Source organism: Burkholderia sp. L27(2015) (genome assembly GCF_009765705.1).
Taxonomy (GTDB): domain Bacteria; phylum Pseudomonadota; class Gammaproteobacteria; order Burkholderiales; family Burkholderiaceae; genus LMUX01.
Genome location: NZ_LMUX01000027.1, coordinates 196413 through 213150, shown reverse-complemented (window position 1 = coordinate 213150; position 16738 = coordinate 196413). Strand labels below are relative to the sequence as shown.

The 16738-nt window shown below is 59.8% G+C and carries 15 protein-coding genes; 4 read left to right on the top strand and 11 right to left on the bottom strand.

Translation table 11 applies throughout. The features are described from left to right. Positions 1 to 140: 140 nt before the first annotated feature. The 4 genes from GSQ77_RS28705 to GSQ77_RS28690 all read left to right on the top strand — a co-directional run bounded on the left by GSQ77_RS28705 (position 141) and on the right by GSQ77_RS28690 (position 6814). Positions 141 to 2570: an acetamidase/formamidase family protein gene (locus tag GSQ77_RS28705; RefSeq protein ID WP_158907489.1), complete on the top strand. Its 2430-nt coding sequence runs from the start codon at positions 141 to 143 to the stop codon at positions 2568 to 2570. Positions 2571 to 2811: 241 nt separating this feature from the next. Further along, a complete protein-coding gene (locus GSQ77_RS28700) occupies positions 2812 to 3741 on the top strand; it encodes an ABC transporter substrate-binding protein (RefSeq protein ID WP_158907487.1) in 930 nt (309 codons plus the stop codon). Next, entirely contained in the window at positions 3741 to 5399 is a 1659-nt protein-coding gene (locus GSQ77_RS28695) for an amino acid ABC transporter permease/ATP-binding protein (protein ID WP_158907485.1), read from the top strand. Before GSQ77_RS28700 ends, GSQ77_RS28695 begins: the two co-directional genes overlap by 1 nt. Positions 5400 to 5572: 173 nt before the next feature. After that, on the top strand, positions 5573 to 6814 hold the full coding sequence (locus GSQ77_RS28690; protein WP_158907484.1) for an acetamidase/formamidase family protein: 1242 nt from the start codon (positions 5573 to 5575) through the stop codon (positions 6812 to 6814). Positions 6815 to 6836: 22 nt separating this feature from the next. Here GSQ77_RS28690 and GSQ77_RS28685 read toward each other — a convergent pair whose 3' ends face one another. From GSQ77_RS28685 to GSQ77_RS28635, 11 genes are all read right to left on the bottom strand, one after another. After that, on the bottom strand, positions 6837 to 7811 hold the full coding sequence (locus tag GSQ77_RS28685) for a glycosyltransferase family 87 protein (RefSeq protein ID WP_158907482.1): 975 nt from the start codon (positions 7809 to 7811) through the stop codon (positions 6837 to 6839). Positions 7812 to 8540: 729 nt separating this feature from the next. Further along, positions 8541 to 9560 (bottom strand): IS110 family transposase, encoded by a 1020-nt coding sequence (locus GSQ77_RS28680; RefSeq protein WP_158907480.1) that lies wholly within the window; start codon positions 9558 to 9560, stop codon positions 8541 to 8543. A 78-nt stretch (positions 9561 to 9638) separates the two neighbouring features. Beyond that, positions 9639 to 10226: a hypothetical protein gene (locus tag GSQ77_RS28675; RefSeq protein WP_158907478.1), complete on the bottom strand. Its 588-nt coding sequence runs from the start codon at positions 10224 to 10226 to the stop codon at positions 9639 to 9641. Positions 10227 to 10502: 276 nt separating this feature from the next. Continuing rightward, positions 10503 to 11510, bottom strand: a complete 1008-nt coding sequence (lipA, locus tag GSQ77_RS28670; protein ID WP_158907476.1) for a lipoyl synthase — start codon at positions 11508 to 11510, stop codon at positions 10503 to 10505. A gap of 56 nt (positions 11511 to 11566) precedes the next feature. Beyond that, positions 11567 to 12283: a lipoyl(octanoyl) transferase LipB gene (gene lipB, locus GSQ77_RS28665; protein ID WP_158907474.1), complete on the bottom strand. Its 717-nt coding sequence runs from the start codon at positions 12281 to 12283 to the stop codon at positions 11567 to 11569. A 61-nt stretch (positions 12284 to 12344) separates the two neighbouring features. Then, a complete protein-coding gene (locus tag GSQ77_RS28660) occupies positions 12345 to 12632 on the bottom strand; it encodes a DUF493 family protein (RefSeq protein ID WP_158907473.1) in 288 nt (95 codons plus the stop codon). A gap of 14 nt (positions 12633 to 12646) precedes the next feature. Continuing rightward, complete coding sequence (locus tag GSQ77_RS28655) at positions 12647 to 13531, bottom strand: D-amino acid aminotransferase (protein ID WP_158907471.1); 885 nt, start codon at positions 13529 to 13531, stop codon at positions 12647 to 12649. A gap of 91 nt (positions 13532 to 13622) precedes the next feature. Then, positions 13623 to 14813, bottom strand: a complete 1191-nt coding sequence (locus GSQ77_RS28650) for a D-alanyl-D-alanine carboxypeptidase family protein (protein WP_158907469.1) — start codon at positions 14811 to 14813, stop codon at positions 13623 to 13625. A 48-nt stretch (positions 14814 to 14861) separates the two neighbouring features. Continuing rightward, positions 14862 to 15527, bottom strand: coding sequence for an alpha/beta hydrolase (locus GSQ77_RS28645; protein WP_158907467.1), 666 nt, complete (start codon positions 15525 to 15527; stop codon positions 14862 to 14864). 116 nt (positions 15528 to 15643) lie between these two features. Continuing rightward, positions 15644 to 15964 (bottom strand): ferredoxin, encoded by a 321-nt coding sequence (locus GSQ77_RS28640; protein ID WP_158907465.1) that lies wholly within the window; start codon positions 15962 to 15964, stop codon positions 15644 to 15646. 114 nt (positions 15965 to 16078) lie between these two features. Continuing rightward, a complete protein-coding gene (locus GSQ77_RS28635) occupies positions 16079 to 16729 on the bottom strand; it encodes an ABC-type transport auxiliary lipoprotein family protein (protein WP_158907463.1) in 651 nt (216 codons plus the stop codon). Positions 16730 to 16738: the final 9 nt, after the last annotated feature.

Genomic DNA, 16738 nt, shown 5'->3' with positions numbered 1-16738 from the left:
CTCCGCCGCAGTGCATCTTCACACCAATGCGTCGATGCGTTCTACCGGTCTGGCTTGAATCGGGCCGCCCGCGTGCATGGCGCGATGGCATGGACATTGCGTAGATATCCTCCCACGATCAACGTCTCCAGGGTATCCGTTTGGACTTGCAGCGCTTTACCACCGAGTCATATCCCGAAGCTGAACGCTTGCGCGCATGGACCGGCGCATTGGATCGCGTCGGCCTGCGCAGCAGCACCAGCGCGGACGAGGTCCGCTCACTGCATGGCACGATCAAGTCACAGACTTCCACTGGCGGATTCGAGCTGAGCCTGCTGACTTCGGTCGCGCAAACGCTGGACCTCAAGACCGACGCCGGCGACAGCCTGATGATCGTGCTGCACGCGGACGGCGACGCAACACTGGTGGCCGACGGCGTGCGGGAGCGCGTAGCGATCGGCGACATCGTGTATGCGTCGTCCCGCGAGCCGTTACGCCTGGCGTTTGCGGCGGAATTCCGGGTGTTCGTGGTCCGTGTGCCGAACAACGCGGTTAACGCCAGGTTGTTGATGCCATTTTCATTACGGGCCGGCTGCCTCTCGGGCGACACGGGTATCGCGCACGTGTTTTCGGGTTTCCTGCGCTCAATTGCCGAAAGCGTCGAGACGCTGTCATCGAACGATCTGCGCCCGCTCGAGTTGGCATTGGCCGAATTTCTCGTCGCCAGCCTCGCCGGTCATGAACGGGAGGGCAGCTTCGGCGGCCTCACTCCCTCACAGGCGGCGATTTTCTCGCGCGTTTGCCGGATCATCGAAGCAAGACTGGCCGATTCGGAAATCAGTCTTGCGCTGATCGCCAAGGAAGAACGCGTCTCGCCACGTTATCTGCAAAAACTTTTCGAAACCGTCGGGCAAAATTTCTCGACCTATCTGCGCTCGCGCCGACTCGAACGCTGCCGGGCCGAACTGGTCGATCCGCTGTACGACAAGGTGTCGATTTCAGATATCTGCTTTCGCTGGGGCTTTAACGATTCGGCCCATTTCAGCCGGGTATTTCGCGAGCAGTACGGCGCGTCGCCGCGCACCTTCCGGCATGAAGCGAGCCTCGAGTTGTCGCGGCACTTGGTGCGGCGCATCTCTCGCGGGTTGCCGCTTAATGCGCAGAGCCTGCTGCAGCATGTCCAACCCGTACCCCATGATAGTGCCGACCTGTCGCGTACGCCCACGGTCGCCGCCGCGGATACTTTGGTCGCGCCGCCTCCCATCGACACGCATCAGGGCAAACCGGAAATCGCCGCCAAAGCACCGTCGCGATCGCGACCGCGTCATCATCTGCTGCGCGCCACCGCCAACACCGTTCACTGGGGTTATTTCAGCCATGACCTGAAGCCGGTGCTCGAGGTCAGCAGCGGCGATACGGTGACGATAGAAACATTGACACAACACGCCGCCGACGACTGGGCGCGCATGATCGAAGGCGATCCCGGTGCCGAAAGCGTATTCCACTGGACCGCCAAGCATAAGAACGTCGACCGGCGCGGCGCGGGTCCGATGGACGCGTCGATCTATGGACGTGGCGCAGGCGAAGGCTTCGGCGTACATATCTGCACCGGGCCGATCGCCGTACGCGGCGCGCAGCCAGGCGACGTGCTCGAGGTACGCATCCTCGACATCCATCCGCGTCGCTGCGCGAACCCGCGCTTTCCTGGCCGCGCGTTCGGCAGCAACGCGGCCGCCTGGTGGGGTTTTCATTATCGTGAGCTGCTGACCGAACCCAAGCCTCGTGAGGTGGTCACGATTTACGAACTCGACGCGACCGACGCCGCCAACCGCGGCAATGCCAATGGCGAAACCGCCTGCGCGCGGGCGGTCTACAATTTTCGCTGGACACCGCAGCGCGATCCGTTCGGTGTGCTGCATCCCACCATCGACTACCCGGGCGTGCCGGTCGACCATACAACGGTGGTCGAAAATCACAACATCCTCAAGAACGTCAAGATCCCGGTGCGTCCGCACTTTGGCGTCATCACGGTGGCGCCGCAGCAGAATGGCCTGATCGATTCGATCCCGCCCTCCACCTTTGGCGGCAACCTCGATAACTGGCGCGTCGCTCGCGGTGCCAGCGTCTTCTTGCCGGTTGGCGTGCCCGGCGCACTGCTGTCGATTGGTGACCCGCATGCATCGCAAGGCGATTCCGAACTGTGCGGAACGGCGATCGAGTGTTCGCTGACCGGCGACTTCGAGCTAGTGCTGCATAAAAAAGAAACGCTGGCCGACCAGCCATTTGCAGACCTCACCTACCCGCTGGTCGAAACCGCAGACGAGTGGATACTTCACGGCTTCAGCTATCCCAACTACCTGGCTGAATTTGGCACCAGCGCGCAGAGCGAGGTCTACGACAAGTCGACGCTGGATTTGGCCATGCGCGACGCGTTCAATAAAACGCGACGCTTCCTGATGACGACAAAAGGGCTATCGGAAGACGAGGCGATCTCGTTGATTTCAGTGGCGGTGGATTTTGGCGTGACGCAAGTGGTCGACGGCAACTGGGGTGTCCACGCAATAATCCGCAAGGCTTTGTTCACCGACTAGCGTCCCTTGCTTTCGTTGGCCGACCAACGCCCCCCGCCTTCGTTGGCCGACCAACGTCCCCTCCGTTTCGTCGAATTGCACCCCGAGCGGATGACCCGCACCCCGACGTGCACCCTCGTGCAAGCATTTGTGCGTTTCAAGACAAGCCCCCGGAATTTCCTTCACCTACGCTCCTACCTGTGCGATGCAACACGGCCCGCGCGGTGCAGGCCATTGTCATCAGCCGCTTAGGAGTTTTCCGATGCACACCAACCTTTTCGACTACGGGCAAAGCTTCCGGACCGCAAACAGGGCTATCGGGCGTTGGCGCCTGGCCGTGTTCGGCTGCGTCTGCCTGATGGTGTTTTTGATCTCGGGGCGCGCCCAAGCGGCGACGTCGGCGGTACCGGCCGAGTGCACAGCCTTGCAGGCGAAGTACCCGCAATTCAAGGGTAAGACGCTGATCAACGCAATCAACCCGCACACGCCGGGCTACGAAGCGCTCGACCCCAACGACCCGAGCAAATACATCGGCTTCGACGTCGATCTGGGCGACACGATCGCCAGTTGCCTGGGCGCCACCATGAGCTACACGCCCGTCACGTTCGCGGCCTTGTTGACCACCCTGCAAAGCGGCCAAGCCGATATCGTGATCTCCGACATCTATGCGACCGAGGACCGCGCCAAGGCAGCCGACTTCATCACCTATTCCAAAGTGTTCGACGGCGTTCTGGTCGTGAAGGGCAACCCGAAGAAGATTACCGGCATCAACACAACGATGTGCGGCGATGCGGCGGCGGAGAACACCGGCTATGTAGAAGTGCCGCTGATCCAGAATCTCGGGCCGGCGTGCAAGGCCGCGGGCAAACCGGAAGCCTCGGTGCAACTCTATGACAACAACGCCAACGCCATTCAGGCAATCCTGGCCGGCCGCGCCGATACCTACGTCAATGACGTCAATACGGTGGACCAGGCGGTCAAGGCCTTTCCGGACAAGCTCGCTAAGGCAACTGCCGTAACGCTGCCCTATTCGGTCGGCATCGCCGTGCCCAAGGACAAGCCGGAGTTCCGCGCCGCCGTCATGGCCGCACTGGTCGCAATCCAGAAGGCCGGCATCCAGACGCAACTGCTTAACAAGTGGGCGCTGGGCGCAGAAAACCTCGAAACACCCAAGCTTATCGTGTCGAACTAATGAATCTTTTTTTGCACTATCTTGGTCTGCCTTACCTGCTTAAGGGCATCGGCTTCACGGTCGCGGTCACTGGGTTGGGTCTGGCAGGCGGAGTGTTGGTAGGACTGGTGTTGGCGAGTATGCAGCTCAGTCGCGTCGGGCCACTGGCCGCGATCGCTCGCGGCTATACGGTGATCTTTCGCGGCACGCCGCTGATTCTTCAATTGGTTTTTGCTTACGATGCCTTGCCGCACATCGGCCTGAAGTTGAGCGCGATGGCCGCGGCGGGTCTCGCCCTGGCGGCCAACGAAGGGCCATTCATCGCGGAGATTCTGCGCTCCGGCGTGCTGGGTGTCGACCGCGGCCAAGTTGTCGCGGGCCAAGCACTGGGGATGACGCCCTGGGTGCTGATGCGCCGCGTGATAGCGCCTCAGGCGATACGCACGATGGTGCCGGCGCTTGGCAACGAGTCGGTCAGCGCGTTGAAGAATTCGTCGCTGGCTTCGGTGATCGCCGTCGACGAGTTGACACTGCGCAGCACGCAGTTGGCTTCGTCGACGTTCGACTTCTTCTCGATCTTCTTTGCGTCCGGCCTGATTTACCTGTTGTTGACTGGCGCGATCAGTGTGATCCAGTTATTCGTCGAAGGTGCGCTCGATCTCGACCGGCCAACGTCGCCGAATCGCTTCAAGCAACTTTTTGCGCGTTTGTTTGCGCGGGATAACTTCAGCGTTGCTGCGAGGTCGAAGGCAACGGCTTCGGCCGAGTTGGCGACATCGCTAACGCCGCTAACGCAGGCATCGTCCGTACATACATCGGACGAGCCGCCACCGACTATCGCCAGAGCACCGATGCCCGATCGGGCCAAACGCTACGCCGCACTCGCGAGTGAAGGCCCAGCGGTGCAAGTGCGTGGCTTGAAAAAGCGCTACGGTGAGCAGATCGTGCTCGATGGGTTCGATCTTACGATCCGTACCGGAGAGGTCGTCGCGCTGCTTGGGCCCAGTGGGTCGGGCAAGAGCACGCTGCTGCGCTGTATCAACCATCTTGAGAGCTGGGACTCAGGCGATATCCGCGTCGAAGGGCGGCGCATCGGTTTTCGCGTCGACGGGCGGCCGTCCAACCAACACGAGCTGGCAAACGAACGCGCCAGCGTGGGCGTCGGCATGGTGTTCCAGCAATTCAACCTGTTCAGCCACCTGAGCGCACGCGAGAACGTGGCCGGCCCGTTGCGCTGGGTGCACGGCATGGCGCCCGCGGACGCCGATCGACGGGCACGCGAGCTGCTGGAGCGTGTCGGCCTCAGTCATCGCGCCGACGCGTTGCCCCGGCATCTGTCCGGCGGACAGCAGCAACGCGTAGCCATTGCGCGCGCCCTGGCGCCGAACCCTCGGGTACTGCTGCTCGATGAACCGACTTCCGCGTTGGATCCGGAGTTGGTCGGCGAAGTGCTCGATGTGATCCAACGACTGGCGATCGAAGACGGGCTGACGATGATCATCTCCACGCACCAGTTGCGCTTCGCCGACGAAGTGGCCGATCGCGTCGTGTTCCTCAGCGGCGGATCGGTGGTCGAAGAAGGTCCGGCGCATGAGGTGCTGACGCAGCCACGCCATCCGTTGACGGCCAAATTCCTTAGCGTGATGGGGGCCGACAGCAGGCTGGAAGTCGCGCCATAAGTGCGTTGCAACAAGTGAGCGGCAATCCGCACGCCGCCGTCAGGAAGATGAGTCAGCACGATGCAGCGATCGGGCCGTCGTCAAGAGCTCTTGAAATCGAGCCCGATCCGTCCGCGTCTACCTATTTCAGAACCGCTGTGCGCGACGCGCGCGGCGCATCACGAGGTCCAAACATGAAGCATCACATCCTTCCCGTGTCGTCCGATACCGTGCATTGGGGATACTTCAGCAAGAAGGTCGCGCCCGCTCTAACGCTGAAGTCCGGCGACCGGGCCACGATCGAGACACTGACTCACCACGCGAATGACGACCACGAACGCATGATCTCCGGCGACCCCGGCGCCGAAAGCGTCTTTCACTGGACCCGCGAGCACAAGGCGGTATCGCGGCGCGGCGCTGGCCCCACGGAGGGCCCGTTCAAACTCGGCTCGGGCGAAGGGATCGGCGTGCATTTGCTGACCGGCCCGGTGGCAATCGAAGGGGCTGAACCCGGCGACGTGCTGGAGGTTCGCATTTTGGACGTGCGCCCGCGACCCAGTTGCCATGCGTGTCACGCCGGGCGCTGCTTCGGCTCGAATGCGGCCGCTTCATGGGGCTTCCATTATCACGACCTGATCGAGGAGCCCAAGCCTCGCGAAGTCATCACCATCTTCGAACTCGACACGTCCGGTGAACCCTACGCACGCGCCGTCTATAACTATGTCTGGACGCCGCAGACTGATCCCGATGGCATTGTTCATTCGATGATCGACTACCCCGGTGTAAAGGTGGACCATACGCTCGTGCGCAAGCGCGAGAACATTCTGCGCAACGTCAAGGTCCCGGCACGCCTGCATTTCGGAACGATGGGGCTGGCACCCTCGGAGTCGGACTATGTCAGTTCGATCCCGCCCAGCTACACCGGCGGCAATATCGACGACTGGCGGGTCGGCAAGGGGGCGCGGATGTATTACCCGGTCGCGGTCGAAGGCGCGTTCTTTTCGGTGGGTGATCCGCACGCGGCGCAAGGCGACAGCGAACTAGGCGGCACCGCCATCGAGACCTCGCTGACCGGCGATTTCGAGTTCGTACTGCATAAGCAGTGCGACTTGGGGGGCACCATCATGGAGGGCTTGACTCATCCTCTGCTGGAAACGGATGAGCAATGGTCTGTCTACGGCTTTACCTTTCCGAATTACCTGGCTGAACTCGGGCCCAACGCGCAAGTCGAGGTGGCGCAGCATGGCAGTGTCGACAAGGCCATGCGCGACGCATTTCGCAAGCTGCGGCGCTTTCTGATGACTGTGCACCATCTGAGCGAAGATGAGGCGATCGCGCTGATGTCTGTCGCGGCGGACTTCGGCGTTACCCAGGTGGTCGATGCCAATTGGGGGGTGCATGGGTCGATACGTAAGAATGTTTTTACGGATAGCTGAGCTAGGCAGAGCGTTGCACTATTTAAGACCCGAGGTTTGTGCCCACTAATGATTGATTCGCGACGGCGGCCGCGCTCATCTCCTGGCGCGTGCGCCGCACAGCCACGAACATCAGTGCCATGAAAACCAACGGTCCAAAACCCACGTTCCACAGATGTCCAGTGATCGAACCCAGCGTGGGATAAAGCCACGCGACGCACAATATCTCGCGCTCCCATCGCTGCCATCCCTCGCGCAGCGCGCGGGCGGTAAATAGTGCGATCGGTGCGCCCAGCCATACCGCATCGTAGTTGTAGATGTATGGGCTCACCAAGAACGTCCCGGCGACCAGTGCCATGGCACGCACGTCCAATTCGCGGGATCTCAGCCATACCCAGGCAACGGTGCCTGTCGCCGCGACGGCCACGCATGCCTGGGCCACGTAAGCAGGCAAGGCCGCGACGTGGAGTCCACGCAGCGCTGTGAACAGGCTCGCGGTCTCTGCCCACGGCAGCACGCCGTTGGCGAGGTGGCCGTTAGCTTCGCTCAGTCCATGCAGAAACGCGGGCAGCACGGCCATCCCAAACATGGCGACCGATGCGCCGACGAACAATACAACCGTTGCAGCCGCCGCGATGAATGTGGTCCACATACCCGCACATGCGAGCGCAATGGGAAACAGGATCGCGAGATGCGGCTTGATCGACAACATGCCGATACATACCCCCGCCAGTACCGGCCGCTTCTTCAGCAATAGGAATGCGCCCAGCACCAGGGCGGCTGTCAGGCATCCGTTCTGTCCATACCCCGCATTGAGCCAGATACCGGGAAAGGCGAGGATCGGTAGCCACGCTTGGCGCATCGGCAGCACCCGGCGAAGCAGAAGAACGAAAATCGCCGAGGTGACGAAAATGAAAATCGGATAGGCAATAGGACAGGGCAACAGCGAGAGCGGCTCGACCAGTAGCAGGAAGTTCGGTGGGTAAGACCACGCTCCTGGCACTGAGATATGGGGCATCGCGCTCCGCGCAACGTGGGTGATGGCTTCGCGGGAGTACGCTTCGAGCGGCGTGCCATTAAGTGTAAGGCGCGATGCGGCCCAGAATGTTACGAAATCGAAACCGTTCGGTTGGCCGTATATGCGCCAGGCCTGCCATGCGCTACGCAATCCGTAGATCGTGAATGCAATGATTAGCGTCGCACAATAGGTATGCAACCGGCGTAAATTCAGCCAGTGTCGGGCCGGTGATGCGGGCAACGCATGCATTGATTACCTAACAAAAGGACATTCAAAGAGGGGTGGCGATGAATAGCCACCCGGTAAAGGTGACAGCGCTAGATCATAGCGCCGATTCGGCAGGTTTTGAATTGGCCGCTTGCTGATGAGTCGACAAGGCGTGCCGGGTTTCGGCCAGGTTAGTGTTGTTTTGCATGGAATCCTAACCCAACTGGTCTTAGTGGGTCAGGCTTCGGTGCATGTATGGACCCGACGCGTTTTGCAAGCTCTGTGTGGTGACTGGAAATGGTCTGCATGCATGTATTCGGCTTGCTTGTGGGCAGTTGCCGAAGCACGCCCGCAGCCTCGATGAGATCCGCGCACCCTATCCTGAGCAAATCATCGGCTTGAGCCTACTCAGCCGGCACTGAAGGCAGGTTTCAGGATGCTGGTTCTACCAATTTCGTCATCACCTATAAGAGCTACGCAAACCTGCGCTGGATGAAACACCAATCTCAATCTATCGTACGTTCATGCTGCCGCCGGCCGATACGCCGCGTCGCTGCTTAATAAAACTTGAAGAATCCGCGCGTTCTTGTTGGCTAGGGCCACCGCCGCGCAATTGTAGCCACGTCGGGCAATCAATTGCTGCAGCCAGCGGCTTCGTTTATCCGTCTTAGCTCCCGCGTATTGCAAAACAGTTCTTGCGCCATGAATCAAGAGCGTTCGCAAATAGGTATCGCCTCGCTTGCTAATGCCCTGCAAACGGGCTTTCCCACCCGAGGAGTACTGGCGAGGCACCAAGCCCAACCATGCAGCTAAATGGCGGCCGTTGGAGAACTGTTTGGCGTCGCCGATGGCGCCGACAATAGCGGTTGCAGTAAGCGGACCAACGCCCTCGACAGCGGTGATCTTGCGACACAACTCGGAATTCTTCACGAACTCCTTGATCGACACTTCAAGCCAATGAATTCGTGCTTCCAATGCCTGGAGATGTTGCAACATCTCGGTGAGCAGTGCCTGGCAGAAGGCGGTGAGTTCAGAGCCCTCATTGCCCAACGAGATCGGTATCGCACGCTTGAATGCTTGTGGCGAGCGTGCAGTGACCAAGCCGCGCTCTGCCAGCAAACCCCGAATTTGATTGATGATAGCCGTGCGCTGGCGGACCAGAATCGCACGCATCCGATGCACGGCTTGAATATCCTCTTGCTCGACCGATTTAATGCTAACAAAGCGCATTGTGGGCCGAGAGACGGCTTCGACAATGGCCTCAGCGTCGTTACGGTCGTTCTTATTCGTCTTCACGAACGGCGACACATATTGGGGGCTTATAAGCCGCACTTCGATACCCAATGCTATAAAGCGACGTGCCCAGTGGTGGGCTGAACTGCAAGCCTCCATCGCGACGATTCGGGGACGAAGCTTGTGAACGGTCTCGATTAATGCGCCACGACCGACTTTGGAGCGGTGGACGGCCCGCCCACTGCGCTCAGCGCCATGTAACTGGAAGACGTGCTTGGCTAGATCAATGCCGAGAATATCGATTTCCATGATGAACCTCCTGATGTTGTCTGGTGAAGACGACATTCAGTATGTAACGCGCCTCCCCGAAGGGGCGCCGGGTCCATCTCAGTAAATCAACAGCCCGGTCACAGAATCGAATTGCTCAGCAGTCCATAACCGATCAGCCCGGAAGATGCCACAAACGACGCGCTTGAGAAGATTGCTAGACGATCCGAAATAGAATCTGACCAACTCAAGCATTGGGATCAACACGATCGCGCCGCTATACATGAATCGCATGCACCACGATTCAGTATGAGCGCGATGGTAGGGGTGAGCGGCAAACGGAAGCCAGTAATTTCCAGTCACGGCACCGTTATCGCTGGCGCCAGCCCTTACAGCGATAGCAGATGTTGGATCGATTTTTATTTCTTCGATGTTCGTCACCGAGACATCGTATGGCGATACTTTCCTGCCATCAGCCCAGATCGAATCGATGGGAATTCCGGACAGCTCGCCTACCGGGACTACCGTATCAACTAGATTCTGTTTAACCGTGGCGTGACCAATCGACTCGAGCGTCACGGATATCGTGGGCTGTGTATAAAGCCGCGTCTGATAATGGAACGCTACATCACCGAGCCATGCGACGCGCCAAGTTCCTGTAGGGAAAGTGAGAAGCTTGAAATCTCTACTCGACGTCACCTCGGCCATGGACAGGTTTCTATACGTTCATTTTTTGAACAGGGCGAATCGATCGATTCGCCACTACCCGGACCGCACACGAGCCCACGGATTGGGTCAATCCTAGTTGACAATATCTCGATGCATCGCCGTCACCATCGATATTTAGCCGCCTCAAGCGGCACAATCATATCAAGCCATTGATTTATATGGATAAAGATGGTTTTTCAGGAGCATCTTTGGTCGCGGAAATTATCAAATATCACCACAAATTTTCAGATAATTCTGTAAATCTGAACGATATTTTCAAATAACGTTGTCTATCACACCCGCTTCAAACGCCTGCACATCAGCGTGATAGCTTGAACGTACCATCGCACCCACTGCTGCATGCGTGAAGCCCATCTTGTTAGCTTCGGCCTCATACATCTTGAACACGTCCGGATGCACATAACTGCGCACCGGCAAATGATGCTCCGACGGCTGCAGGTACTGACCTATCGTCAGCATGTTGACGTCATGAGCGCGCAAGTCGCGCATCACCTGAAGAATCTCTTCCTCGGTCTCACCCAAGCCCACCATCAACCCCGACTTGGTCGCGACTTCCGGATGCGACGCCTTGAACTGCTTGAGCAAGTTCAGCGAATGCTGATAATCCGAACCCGGCCGCGCTTCACGATACAAGCGCGGCACCGTTTCCAGGTTATGGTTCATCACATCGGGCGGCGCTGCCGTAAGAATTTCCAACGCGCGATCGAGCCGTCCGCGGAAATCGGGCGTCAAGATTTCGATGCGCGTCTGCGGCGACAGCTCGCGCACACGTCGAATACATTCGACGAAGTGAGCCGCGCCACCATCGCGCAAATCGTCGCGATCCACGCTGGTAATCACCACATATTTGAGCCTGAGCGCCGCGATGGTCTTCGCGAGGTTTTCCGGCTCATTGACGTCAAGCGGATCCGGCCGACCGTGCCCGACATCGCAAAACGGGCAACGACGCGTGCACTTGTCGCCCATGATCATGAAGGTCGCCGTGCCCTTGCCGAAGCATTCGCCGATATTCGGACAGCTCGCTTCCTCGCACACCGTGTGCAACTGATGTTCGCGCAAAATCTGTTTGATTTCATTGAAGCGCGAACTGCCGGTCGCCGCTTTCACGCGGATCCAATCGGGCTTCTTGAGCTTTTCCGCCGGGATGATCTTGATCGGAATGCGTGCCGTCTTGGCCTGCGATTTCTGCTTGGCAGTAGCGTCGTAGGCAGTGCCGTCGGCCGCGATTGTTTCAGTCACGGTACCGGTATGTGCTTCGGTCATATCAATTCCATTTTCTTGCATCCGCCGCAGCCCACCATGAGCCTGGCCGCAAGTTTTCAGACAGCTTCGATCTCGACAACAGGTGCCTGCAACGCCGCCGCAGTGCCGCAAAACTGCACGGCCAGTTGCTCGGCAAGCGTGAGCGCCGCATCGTTCCAGTCGGCCTCGATGCCGAGGCTGGCCATATCGACCGTCTGCAAACCCGCATAACCGCAAGGGTTAATCTGTAGAAACGGACGCAAATCCATACTGACATTCAGACTTACGCCGTGATAACTGCAGCCTTTGCGAATTTTCAATCCCAGCGCGGCTATCTTGGCGCCGGCATAACGTGCAGGCGCAAAGTCCTGCGTCAGATAAATGCCGGGCGCGCCGGCCTTGCGTTCGCTGGCCAAATTATACGCCGCGAGCGTATCGATCGCCGCCTGCTCGATCCGGCGCACCAATTCGCGCACCGTCAGTTGGCGGCGGCGCAGATCGAGCAGCAGGTAAGCCACCACCTGGCCCGGGCCGTGGTAAGTGATTTGCCCCCCTCGGTCGACCTTGACCAGCGGGATGGCGCTATTCGGATTGAGCAGGTGCGCCGGGTCGCCGGCCAGCCCCAGCGTATAGACCGGCGGATGCTCGACCAGCCACAATTCGTCGGGCGTATCGGCTGTACGTGAGTCGGTAAAGGCACGCATTGCGTCGAAGCTGGCGGCGTAGTCTTCTACGCCACGCCGGCGCAACACTATGGGCAAGACAGGAGAGTTGGCGGGAAATTCGGATTCCATCGCGCAAGTGTACCGAAAAGCGGCCGGCGGCGCGCACAAGCCGCCCCCGCGCCGACTATCATTACATGACGACCTTGACCATCGGGTGCGCGGTGAGCGCACGGTAAATATCGTCGAGATGCGCGCGGTTGATGGCGCGCACGGTGCAGGTCAGCCCTGTGTAGTTGCCCCCGCTGGACGGCCGCACTTCCATCGTGCCGGCATCGAACTCAGCATCGAATTGCAGTATCACCTCGGTTACGGCACCGGCGAATTCCGGATGGCTCTTGCCCATCACCTTGATCGGGAAATCGCACGGAAAATCAAACAATGCGTCGATCGCACTGGTATCGGTACTGTCGGTAGTCATGACATTTCTCCTTTTCAGGCTTGGGCCGAGCGCGCCTTCATCTGCTGATAGCCGTCATACAGCGCCTTAAATACCGGCCCCGGCCGACCCGTCCCCACTGCAACGCCGTCGATGAGCGCGACCGGCACCACTTCCTTGGACGCCGAGCTGAGGATGATTTCATCGGCACTGCGCAATTCCGCTTCGCTGATTGCACGGGCTTCGAAGGGTATGTCCGCCGCTACGCAGAGTTCCTCGACCAATGCATAGCGTATGCCTTCCAGAATCAAGTTGCTACGCGGCGGCGCCAACAAGCGCCCTTGTCGTACCACCCAAACATTAGACGACGACGCCTCGGTCAGATAACCGTCGCGCAACTGGATTGTCTCCAGCACATCGTTCTCGGCCGCGTGCTGCGCCATCAACACGTTGCCGAGCAGCGAGGTCGACTTGATATCGCAGTGCAGCCAGCGCTTGTCGTCGGCCACCACGACCGCGACGCCGCGTTCGCGCTGCGCAGCGCTAGGCAGATTGAGCGGCGTGACCATCGCAAACACGGTCGGCGTGACGTGCGCCGGAAACGCATGGGCACGTTTGGCGACGCCGCGCGTCACCTGCAGATACACAAGGCTGTCGGGCACCTCCGGATCGAGCGACGGATTGGCCGCCAGCGCCTGGCCGATCAGCTCGCGCCACTGAGCCGGGCTGTGCGGATCCGCGATGCCGACCTTGGCCAGGCTGCGCGCAAGCCGCTGCAAATGCTGCTCCAGCCTGAACGGCCGCGGCCCTTGGGCGCTGTGATACGCGGGCACCACTTCATAAATGCCGTCGCCAAAAATAAAGCCTCGGTCCAGCACCGATACGCGAGCCTCGGAAACTGGCCCCCAAACTCCATTTAAGTACACCACCTGTTCGGTCATAACGTGATCCTGACGTGCGCCTCAGTACCCGAATCGCTCTTCGGGTTATCTGTCGGCTTGTTGCTGGACTGTTGCTCGCTTTTCTGCTGGCTTATTTCTTCTGGAACATCAGCAGCGCCGAATCCCACAAGCGGCCCAGAATACCCGCTTGCGGCACGGCGTTGAGTGCCACCACCGGCACGCTGGCAATTTCCTTGCCGTCGTCCGACATCACTTTGGCCGTACCGACTTGCTGGCCCACCGTAATCGGTGCGATCAGCGGTTCGTTCAATGCGAACGCGGTCTTCGTCTTGGCAGCGGCGCCCTTCGGAACCGTCACGAATTGATCGAGCTGCACGCCCACTTTGACCTGGCTTGCCGTGCCTTTATAAACGCGCGGTGTGGCCAGCGCCTGCCCGCCATGAAAGAGGCGCACTTCGTCATAAGCCGAGTAACCGTACTCCAGCATCTTCATGCTGTCCTGCACCCGGTTGTGCTCACTCGGTTCGCCCATCATCACCGATACGAGGCGGCGGTCCACGCCGTCGGCTCCCGCCAACGGACGTTTGGCCGAGGCAATCAGGCAATAGCCGGCGGCTTCGGTATGGCCGGTCTTCAAGCCGTCGACAGTCGGATCGATCCACAGCAGGCGGTTGCGGTTCGGTTGCTTGATCTTGTTGTAGGTAAATTCTTTGATCGAGAAGATCCCGTAGTACTGGGGAAAATCGCGAATCAGACGCGCCGATACGATGCCCAGATCGCCGGCGCTCGTGTAGTGCTGCGGATCGGGCATGCCGTTCACGTCGGCAAAGTGGGTGTGCGTCATCCCCATTTTCAGGGCTGCCGCATTCATCATCGTGACGAAATTCGATTCGCTGCCGCCGACCAGTTCGGCCAGTGCGATCGCGGCGTCATTGCCCGACTGAATGATCATGCCGTACACCAGGTCATGCACGGTGACGGGCTTGTTCGCCTCGATGAACATGCGCGACTCGTCCGTATGCACACGGCGCACCGCGTCGCTGGGCAAGACCGTCTGATCCATCGAGATCTTCTTGTCGGCCAGCGCCTCGAACACCAGATAGGCGGTCACCAGCTTGGTCAACGAGGCGGGTTCAACCCGTTCGTCCGGGTTTCCGGAGGCGAGAATCTGATTGCTCGTCGCGTCGATCAGCACCCAGGAGCGGGCGGTAACGGCAGGTGGCGGCACCTGGGCCGCGGCCTGCAGCGAGAATAGCGAAACGTAAGACGTCAAGGCTGCGGTAAGCAGGGCGGAACGGGAAAATGCGACGGGGAAAGTCATAACGGGCGGGGAAAGCTCACTGGAGAAGGTCAAGAACAACGGCGCAAATTATACGCGCCACGCATCGGTAATGATTTGTTTGAGCAGGTGCAGCTTGCGGTGAAAGAAATGTTCGGCGCCCGGAACCACGATCACCGGCAGTTCCTGGGGCCTGGCCCAGTCGAATACGGATAGCAGCGGCACCGTCTCATCTGTCTCGCCGTGAATCACGATGGTGTTGGCGGGCACGTCCGCCACTTGCCAGCGGCTCGCGGCCGTGGCGACCAATATCACGCGTAGCGCGGGCGTGCCGGCCTGCGCGAGTTGCTGTGCTACGTGCGAGATCACAAAGGTACCGAATGAAAAACCCGCCAGCACCAGCGGCAACTCGGCAAACCCGGGCCGGGTGCGGGCATGCGCGATCACGGCCAGCAGGTCGTCACGCTCGCCGATACCTTCGTCATGCGTGCCGGCCGTACGTCCGACGCCGCGAAAATTCGAGCGAAATACCGCGTAACCCAGTTGTGCCAGCGTGCGGGCCAGGGTTTGCGCGACTTTGTTGTCCATCGAGCCGCCGAACAGCGGATGCGGATGCGCAACCAGGGCAATTCCCTTTAACGCACCGGCCTGCGCAGCAGGGTCTGCCAGCGCGCGCGCCGCGTCAGGCAAGTCGAATGCGACCTCGATGGCCCCCACGGGACCATCGATCAGGTAAATCTCGGTGTGTACGTTCATTGTCTCGGATCGGTCGCGAAAAAAGAAGCGCGGGTAAAAAGTGTGATGCCTAAGTCTGGTAAATAAGTCAGGTCAGTAAGATATGTAAGATGCCCAGCGAAGTATGCCCAGCGCCTTTACTGCGGCAGCAGCAGGCGTTCGACAATCTTGCCCTGGACCAGATGGCTATCGACGATTTCGTCGATATCGGCTTCGTCGATATAGGTGTACCACGTGCCTTCGGGATAGATGACAACGACGGGACCTTCCTCGCAGCGGTCCAGGCAACCCGATTTATTGATGCGCACTTTGCCCGGGCCAGCCAGTCCCAACTGCTTGACGCGACGTTTGGCGTATTCCTGCATTTTCTCCGAGCCGCAGGCCGCGCAACTGGGCCGGTCGCTGCCTTCGCGCTGGTTCAAGCAAAAGAAAACATGGTGTTTAAAGTAGGCGCTCATGGCATTCCATCGTAAAACAGTCTTGGGCAAGTCGAATTGACCCGCCGGGGTCCGGTGAGTTCATTATAACGAGTGCGGCATCGGCCCCACTTCTATCCAGCCGCATTCTTGCACTTACTTCAGCGGCTGCGCCGCCAACCATTGGATCAGCGATCCGATCGACGCGTCGGTGGCCTGCCTCAACGCCCGCGCGCCGCCGGCCGCGTCGGCCGTGGCCGCGGGCGCCTGTGCCTCGAAATCGTGCTGGCCCGTCACCGTGCCACCGCGGCTTAGCGTGGCTCTGAGCCGTATCACTGCATGGCTGACGCCGATCTGGTCGAACACCTGCTCGAACTTGAGCAAATCGACTTGCAGCACCGGCGCATCGGTCGAACCGAGATTGGACATGACTGCGCCGTGCTGCGAAAGCTGGTTGCGTAGGCGCTGCGTCAGCATTTGCGGAGGTGTCATCGACCAGTGGCTGGTGGTGTAGCTGCGGCTCTCGAGATCGCTTAAATACTTCAAGCGGTAATTGATCCGATCGTTCTCGAGATCCGATGGCGCGCGCACATCGGGCACAACCAATACGCCCACACGCAAGGCATCGCTCGCGGTGCTGAGTGTCGCAGGCGGCTCGCCCAGATCGAATCGATTTTGCACGACGGTGGCGGTGTTCATGCAGCCGGCAAGGCTGCCAACCAACACCGACGCGATAGCCGCGACCAGCGCCCGCTTTGCCGGCCGGCGCGCGCCGGAACGCTTCGAGGACAACGCTATGCGATCCATGACGACTCC